At 62.7% G+C, this 5,536-nt stretch carries 4 protein-coding genes and 2 pseudogenes; all 6 read left to right on the top strand.

Annotated features, from left to right (window positions below):
- The first annotated feature begins 178 nt into the window (after window positions 1-178).
- Window positions 179-1,798: pseudogene (locus tag CV1CTNOD_RS27590) on the top strand (nickel-dependent hydrogenase large subunit).
- Between the two features lie 13 nt (window positions 1,799-1,811).
- Window positions 1,812-2,303: a hydrogenase maturation protease gene (locus CV1CTNOD_RS02030; RefSeq protein WP_131784478.1), complete on the top strand. Its 492-nt coding sequence runs from the start codon at window positions 1,812-1,814 to the stop codon at window positions 2,301-2,303.
- Window positions 2,304-2,546: 243 nt separating this feature from the next.
- Window positions 2,547-3,812 carry a tetratricopeptide repeat protein gene (locus CV1CTNOD_RS02025; protein ID WP_131784477.1) on the top strand — a complete coding sequence of 422 codons (1,266 nt, stop codon included), beginning with the start codon at window positions 2,547-2,549 and terminating at the stop codon, window positions 3,810-3,812.
- Window positions 3,809-4,204 carry a hypothetical protein gene (locus CV1CTNOD_RS02020; RefSeq protein ID WP_131784476.1) on the top strand — a complete coding sequence of 132 codons (396 nt, stop codon included), beginning with the start codon at window positions 3,809-3,811 and terminating at the stop codon, window positions 4,202-4,204. The genes CV1CTNOD_RS02025 and CV1CTNOD_RS02020 overlap by 4 nt, the downstream gene beginning before the upstream one ends.
- Window positions 4,204-5,097, top strand: a complete 894-nt coding sequence (locus CV1CTNOD_RS02015) for a Rieske (2Fe-2S) protein (RefSeq protein WP_131784475.1) — start codon at window positions 4,204-4,206, stop codon at window positions 5,095-5,097. The genes CV1CTNOD_RS02020 and CV1CTNOD_RS02015 overlap by 1 nt, the downstream gene beginning before the upstream one ends.
- 119 nt (window positions 5,098-5,216) lie before the next feature.
- A pseudogene (locus CV1CTNOD_RS02010) lies at window positions 5,217-5,536 on the top strand (hypothetical protein); the annotation flags it as partial.

Raw genomic sequence — 5,536 nt, 5'->3', positions numbered from 1 at the left:
TCCCAACGGGTACCGATCACGTGACCTACATGGCGCAGGCGGCGGCGGCGCGCATCATCGCCCCGGACTGGGCCAAGGAAGACATGTTCGTTGTGTAGTGCGAAGGCGCCGCGAGAGAGCGGCGCTTTTGCATGTGCAGGCACATTGTTCCGGAACCAACTGAACCGCAGGAGTTGATATGGCAACCGTAGAACTGGCACCAGCCGATATGCGCATCAGTCCGCTGGGCCGCGTGGAAGGCGATCTTGACCTCAACATCTCCATCAAAGACGGCGTTGTAACCGATGCCTGGACCGAAGCCAGCATGTTTCGCGGCTTCGAGATTATTCTGCGGGGCAAGGACCCGCAGGCCGGTCTGATTGTGACGCCGCGTATCTGCGGCATCTGCGGCGGCAGCCACCTGTACAAGGCCAGCTACGCTCTGGACACGGCCTGGAAGACGCACGTTCCGCAGAACGCGACCCTGGTTCGTAATATTGCGCAGGCTTGCGAGACGCTGCTCTCGATTCCGCGCTGGTTCTATGCCTTGTTTGCCATTGACCTGACGAACAAGAACTACGCTCATCTGCCGGAGTACGACGAGGTGGTGCGGCGCTTTGCTCCCTTTGTGGGTACCAGTTACGAGCGCGGCGTGACGCTGTCGGGCAAGCCGGTCGAGGTGTATGCGATCTTCGGCGGCCAGTGGCCGCACTCGAGCTTCATGATTCCCGGCGGCGTGATGTGCGCCCGACGCTCTCCGATGTCACCCGTTCCATTGCCATTCTGGATGCGTGGAAGCGGGAGTGGCTGGAGAATAAGTGGCTGGGCTGTTCGGTGGAGCGCTGGCTGGAAACAAGACCTGGGAGGACATCCTGGCCTGGGCCGATGAGAACGAGAGCCAGCACAACTCCGACTGCGCGCTCTTCCTGCGCTTTGCCCTGCGCGCCGGGTTGGACAAGTTCGGTGCCGGTTGCGGCTCGTTCCTCTCGACCGGCACTTACTTCGAGCCGTCTCTTTACGAGAACCCACAGTGGAGGGGCGCAACGCGGCACTGATCTCGCGCTCCGGCATCTACGACGGCAAGAGCTTCCACGACTTCGATCATATGAACGTGCGAGAGGATACGGCGCATTCGTTCTATAAAGGCACGACCTCGCTCCATCCGTGGGAGGGCATTACGGACCCGATCGATCCGGCGGATGGCAAGAAGCAGGGAAAGTACAGCTGGGCGAAGAGCCCGCGGTATGAGATTCCGGGCATCGGCTCAACGCCGGTGGAGGCCGGGCCGTTTGCGCGTCAGGTGATAGCGGGCCGGGAGAATCCGGCAACGCATCAGGATCACGATCCGCTGATCCTGAATTCCCTCCGCTCGCAGGGGCCGAGCGTGCTGCTGCGTGTGATGGCCCGAATGCACGAGGCGCCAAAGTACTACAAGTTCGCACGCAGATGGCTGGACGCGCTGCATTTGCAGGACAAGTTCTACACCAAGCCGGTGGAGCTTGCCGAAGGCAAGGGGTTCGGCTCGACTGAAGCCGCGCGCGGTGCCCTGTCGGACTGGATCGTGCTCTCCAAGGGCAAGATTGAAAACTACCAGGTCATCACGCCCACGGCGTGGAACATCGGCCCGCGCGATAACAAGGACATCAAGGGACCGATGGAGCAGGCGTTCCTCGGTGCGAAGATCACCGATCCTCTGGACCCGGTGGAGATGGGCCATGTGGCTCGGTCGTTCGACTCCTGCCTGGTTTGCACCGTGCACGCCTATGATGGAAAGACGGGGCGCGAGCTGTCGCGCTTCCGTATCGGAGAGGGTTCCTGATCGCTTGGCTGGAATGGACCAAAGGCCCGAGACTCTGATCGTCGGCTGCGGCAACTTGTTGCGCGGCGATGATGGGGCCGGGCCTGTATTGATCCGGCGGCTGTGGGATGCGGGGCTTCCTCCCGGAGTGCACTGCGCGGACGGTGGCACGGGAGGGATGGATGTTGCCTTCCAGATGCGCGGCGTTCCGAACATCATCCTGATCGATGCGTGCAACTCCGGTTCGAAGCCGGGAACGATCTTCAAGCTGCCGGGTACGGAGGTGGAGCAGCTGCCTCCCCTGACCGGCATCAACCTGCACGCCTTTCGCTGGGATCATGCGCTGGCCTTTGCCCGCTGGTTGCTGAAGGACGAGTATCCGGAGAAGATTACGGTGTATTTGATTGAAGCCTCGGAGACGCATGTCGGCGCTCCGCTCTCCGCTTCGGTGGAGAAGGCGATCGAGGAGTTATGCGGTCTGTTGTTGGAGGAGCTGCGCAGCAGCAGTGGGGTCGCAGCAGGGTGAAGCGATGGATGTGCCCAGCCGTGCAGTTGGAGCGCGAACGTACGTGGAGCACGAGAAGGGGCGATGGGTCGTGTATATGGAAGTGACAGAGTGGATGGACGATGCAGCTCCCGGTGCAAATCCGACGCGCATACGGACGATTCGCATTGAGGAATACCCGACTCAGGCACGCGCACAGGTGGCGGCGCGCTGGATGGAACGCACGGCGGATCGTACTCCCGATGTGCGCTGGATGAGGTCGCTATGAAGGAACAGAGGATGCTGCGTCCGCAGCCTGTAGGTGTATTCCCCTTTCCTGTTGGTCTGCTGTTGCTGCCGGCGGTAGAGGATGCCCCTGTGGGGGCGCTGCAGGTGTGGATGCATGCCGGCCGCACGACGGCGTTTCCCGAGCAGTGGTCTTTCTATGCACTGGCGCTGCAGGGTGAGATGGAACAGGCGGCGAAGGCTGCTTTGCAGGAGGACTCAGCGCTCGGGCGCTACAACACGTTTGTCCTGACGGCCGATCCCGCGCTATACATGGTGCTTTGTCAGGAGGCGCGAGGTGAGCTGGGTGTTCTCACGCAGCTCGCGGCCTACGCTCATGGCATCGTCGATGCGCCTGCCGTGGAAGAACAGATGGCTGTGCTCGACGGAGAGATGCTTGCGCTGGGGCACATGATTCAGGCGGCACACCTGTTGGAGCTGAATGAACTGCACCCGGCCTATGATCTCCTGCTGCAGTCCGCTGAGCAGGTGCGTGACATCTCGCCGGTCTTTGCGGCGCAGATGTACAGCCAGGCCGCCCAGCTGACGGCAGGTCGTGAGGCCCTGGGCCTGTATCGGAAGGCTGTGGCCCTGCTCGAGACCTGCCAGGATGCGCGCCTGCGCGCCGAGACCTGGGTCGCTCTGGGCCAGTGCTGCCAGGAGATTTCGAGCCGCGGCACGACGCCAGACCGTGGCCTGCTGATCGAGGCCACCAAGGCGTACCAGAGTGCCATCGCCAGTGGAGTCTCGCTGGAGCAGCACCCCGATCTGTTTGCTCTGGCCCAGAACAACCTGGGGCTTGTCTATCTCGCGATGCCGATGGATGGAGAGGGTGCGCGCCTGAGAACGGCGGTCGCGGTGCAGTCCTTTCGCGAGGCGCTGAAGGTGTACGACCGCGAGCGCACGCCGGAGGCATGGGTGAGCACGCAGCTCAACCTGGCGAACGCGCTGCAGTATATGCACTCGGCGCACCCGGAAGAGAACCTCGCGCAGGCCGTTGAGATCTACGAGGAGCTGTTGGAGGCAAGGCCGCGCGGCATCGACCCGCTGGGCCACGCGCGTCTGCTCGCCAACCAGGCCAACGCGCTCGCGCATCTCGGCATCTTCGCGCCGGCTCTGACGAAGGCAACGGAGGCGCACAAACTGCTGCACTGGCACGGAGAGCCGGACCTGGCGCAGTCCATGCTGACACTGACGGAAGAGATCAATCGAAGGCTGGCCGCGACGCAGAAGGGGCAGCCCACTGTGCTGGAGGTGGCGCGATGATGACAGCCCTGCCGCTACACCAGCAGCAGCAGTTCGATTTTCTGTTGCATACTGCGGTGGAGCGCTACGTCGAGCGGCTCACCTACCGCTGCAGCGGAGTGAATGCCGCGCTTCAGAGGCTGCGCGAGGATGCGGAGTCGGAGGGTGTGCGCCTGACGGAGTTCGCGCAGGCCGTCTTCCGCGACTTTCTGCTGGACAACGCGGCGGGCGCTGCGTTTGTGTTGCAGGCCATGGCACAATCCCAGGCAGTTGAGGTTCCGCAGCAGCCGACGCTGGAGGCACAGTTACAGGCGATGGCCATTGCAGCCTTTGCGCGTATCATGCGTAGCAAGACCGAGGAGACGCTGGAGCGCGAGGCGGTCTTTGAGTCGCAGGGACAGGAGCATGCCTGATGAGCACGCTGCCAGCAACACAGGCAAATCGTGAGGAGCCAGTGCAGGGGTCTTTGGAGGCCGCGGCCAGCCGTGTGGATCGCGTGTTGGAGGATCTGGAGCACGCTCCCGCTGCAGTCCGCGAGCGAGCGTTGGAGCTGAAGGCCGCCCTGGACGAGTTTCATCGGCTAGGCCTGAAGCGCATCGTGGAGCGTCTGAAGAGTGACGCGGAGGGCAAGCGCCTGCTCTTTGCTCTGATCGACGAGCCCGAGGTGCATGCCTTGCTGGCCATGCACGGTCTGGTGCGGCCGGGTGTCGCCGAGCGCGTGCGTCTTGTGCTCCAGAGGATCAGGCAATATCTGGAAGCAGAGCAGGTCACGGCGGAACTGGTAGCAGTCCACGAGCGTGGAGTCGAGATTGAGTTGAGGGCAAAAGGCTCGGGTTGCACCTCGAATCTCGGCGCCCTTGAGCACGAGCTGGAAGAGGTGGTCCTGCGTGAGGTGCCGGAGGCGCGGGCAGTGCAGGTTCGTAAGCAGGCCACTGAACCCAGGCTCGTTCCACTCACGAGTCTGTTGCATGGGCCTCAAGGCGGCCGTGTCCCGCCTGCCTCCGTCTGGCATGCCGGTCCTAGAGAGCAGGATGTGACGACATCACTGGCCCAGGATGTCGACGGAAGGCAGCTGTTATTTGTGCGTATGTCCGATGCTGTCTACGCCTTCGAGAATCTCTGCCCGCACCAGGGCCTGCCTCTGGATCGTGCCATGATCGATGCCGATGCCAGAACGATCACCTGCCCGTGGCATGGATATCGTTTCGATTGCAAGACGGGCGAGTGCCTGACGGCGCCTGATGCGCAGCTGCATACGCTGCCATTGCGTGTTGTCGAGGGACAGATCGAGGTGAGGCTGCTGTGAGACCTCTGTGCTGGCTTGGAGCAAAATCGCCTGGCGGCCTGGCTCTTCCCAACGCCAGCCCAGCGCCGTGTCAGCTGTACGCTCCACGGGGAGTCTTTCTGAACGACGATCTGCTTGCTGTGGCGGACACCGGCAATCATCGCGTGCTTCTGTGGTTTGGCCTTCCCAAGGAAGATGGGCAGCCTGCTGACGTGGTCCTGGGGCAGAAGGACTTCTACACCGAGGGGCCGAAGAGCGCAGGAGCCTCCATCGAAAATGGGTTCAATCTTCCAACTGCTGTCGCCGTATACGAAGGCAGGTTGTTCGTCGCGGATGCCTGGCACCACCGCATCCTGGTGTGGAACGAGGTTCCGACGGTATCCCACACGCCACCGGATTTTGCCATCGGGCAGCACGACCTGAGCTTCGTGGAGCCGAACCGCGGAGGCTCGCCTTCGCG

The organism is Protofrankia symbiont of Coriaria ruscifolia (genome assembly GCF_900634745.1).
Taxonomy (GTDB): domain Bacteria; phylum Actinomycetota; class Actinomycetes; order Frankiales; family Frankiaceae; genus Protofrankia; species Protofrankia californiensis.
The sequence above is the reverse complement of the archived record's forward strand: the minus strand, read 5'-3'. Positions and strand labels throughout refer to the sequence as shown.

Coding starts and splice junctions, on each gene's coding strand:
- CV1CTNOD_RS02030 (WP_131784478.1), top strand. CDS start 1,812: ATGGACCAAAGGCCCGAGACTCTGATCGTCGGCTGCGGCAACTTGTTG.
- CV1CTNOD_RS02025 (WP_131784477.1), top strand. CDS start 2,547: ATGAAGGAACAGAGGATGCTGCGTCCGCAGCCTGTAGGTGTATTCCCC.
- CV1CTNOD_RS02020 (WP_131784476.1), top strand. CDS start 3,809: ATGATGACAGCCCTGCCGCTACACCAGCAGCAGCAGTTCGATTTTCTG.
- CV1CTNOD_RS02015 (WP_131784475.1), top strand. CDS start 4,204: ATGAGCACGCTGCCAGCAACACAGGCAAATCGTGAGGAGCCAGTGCAG.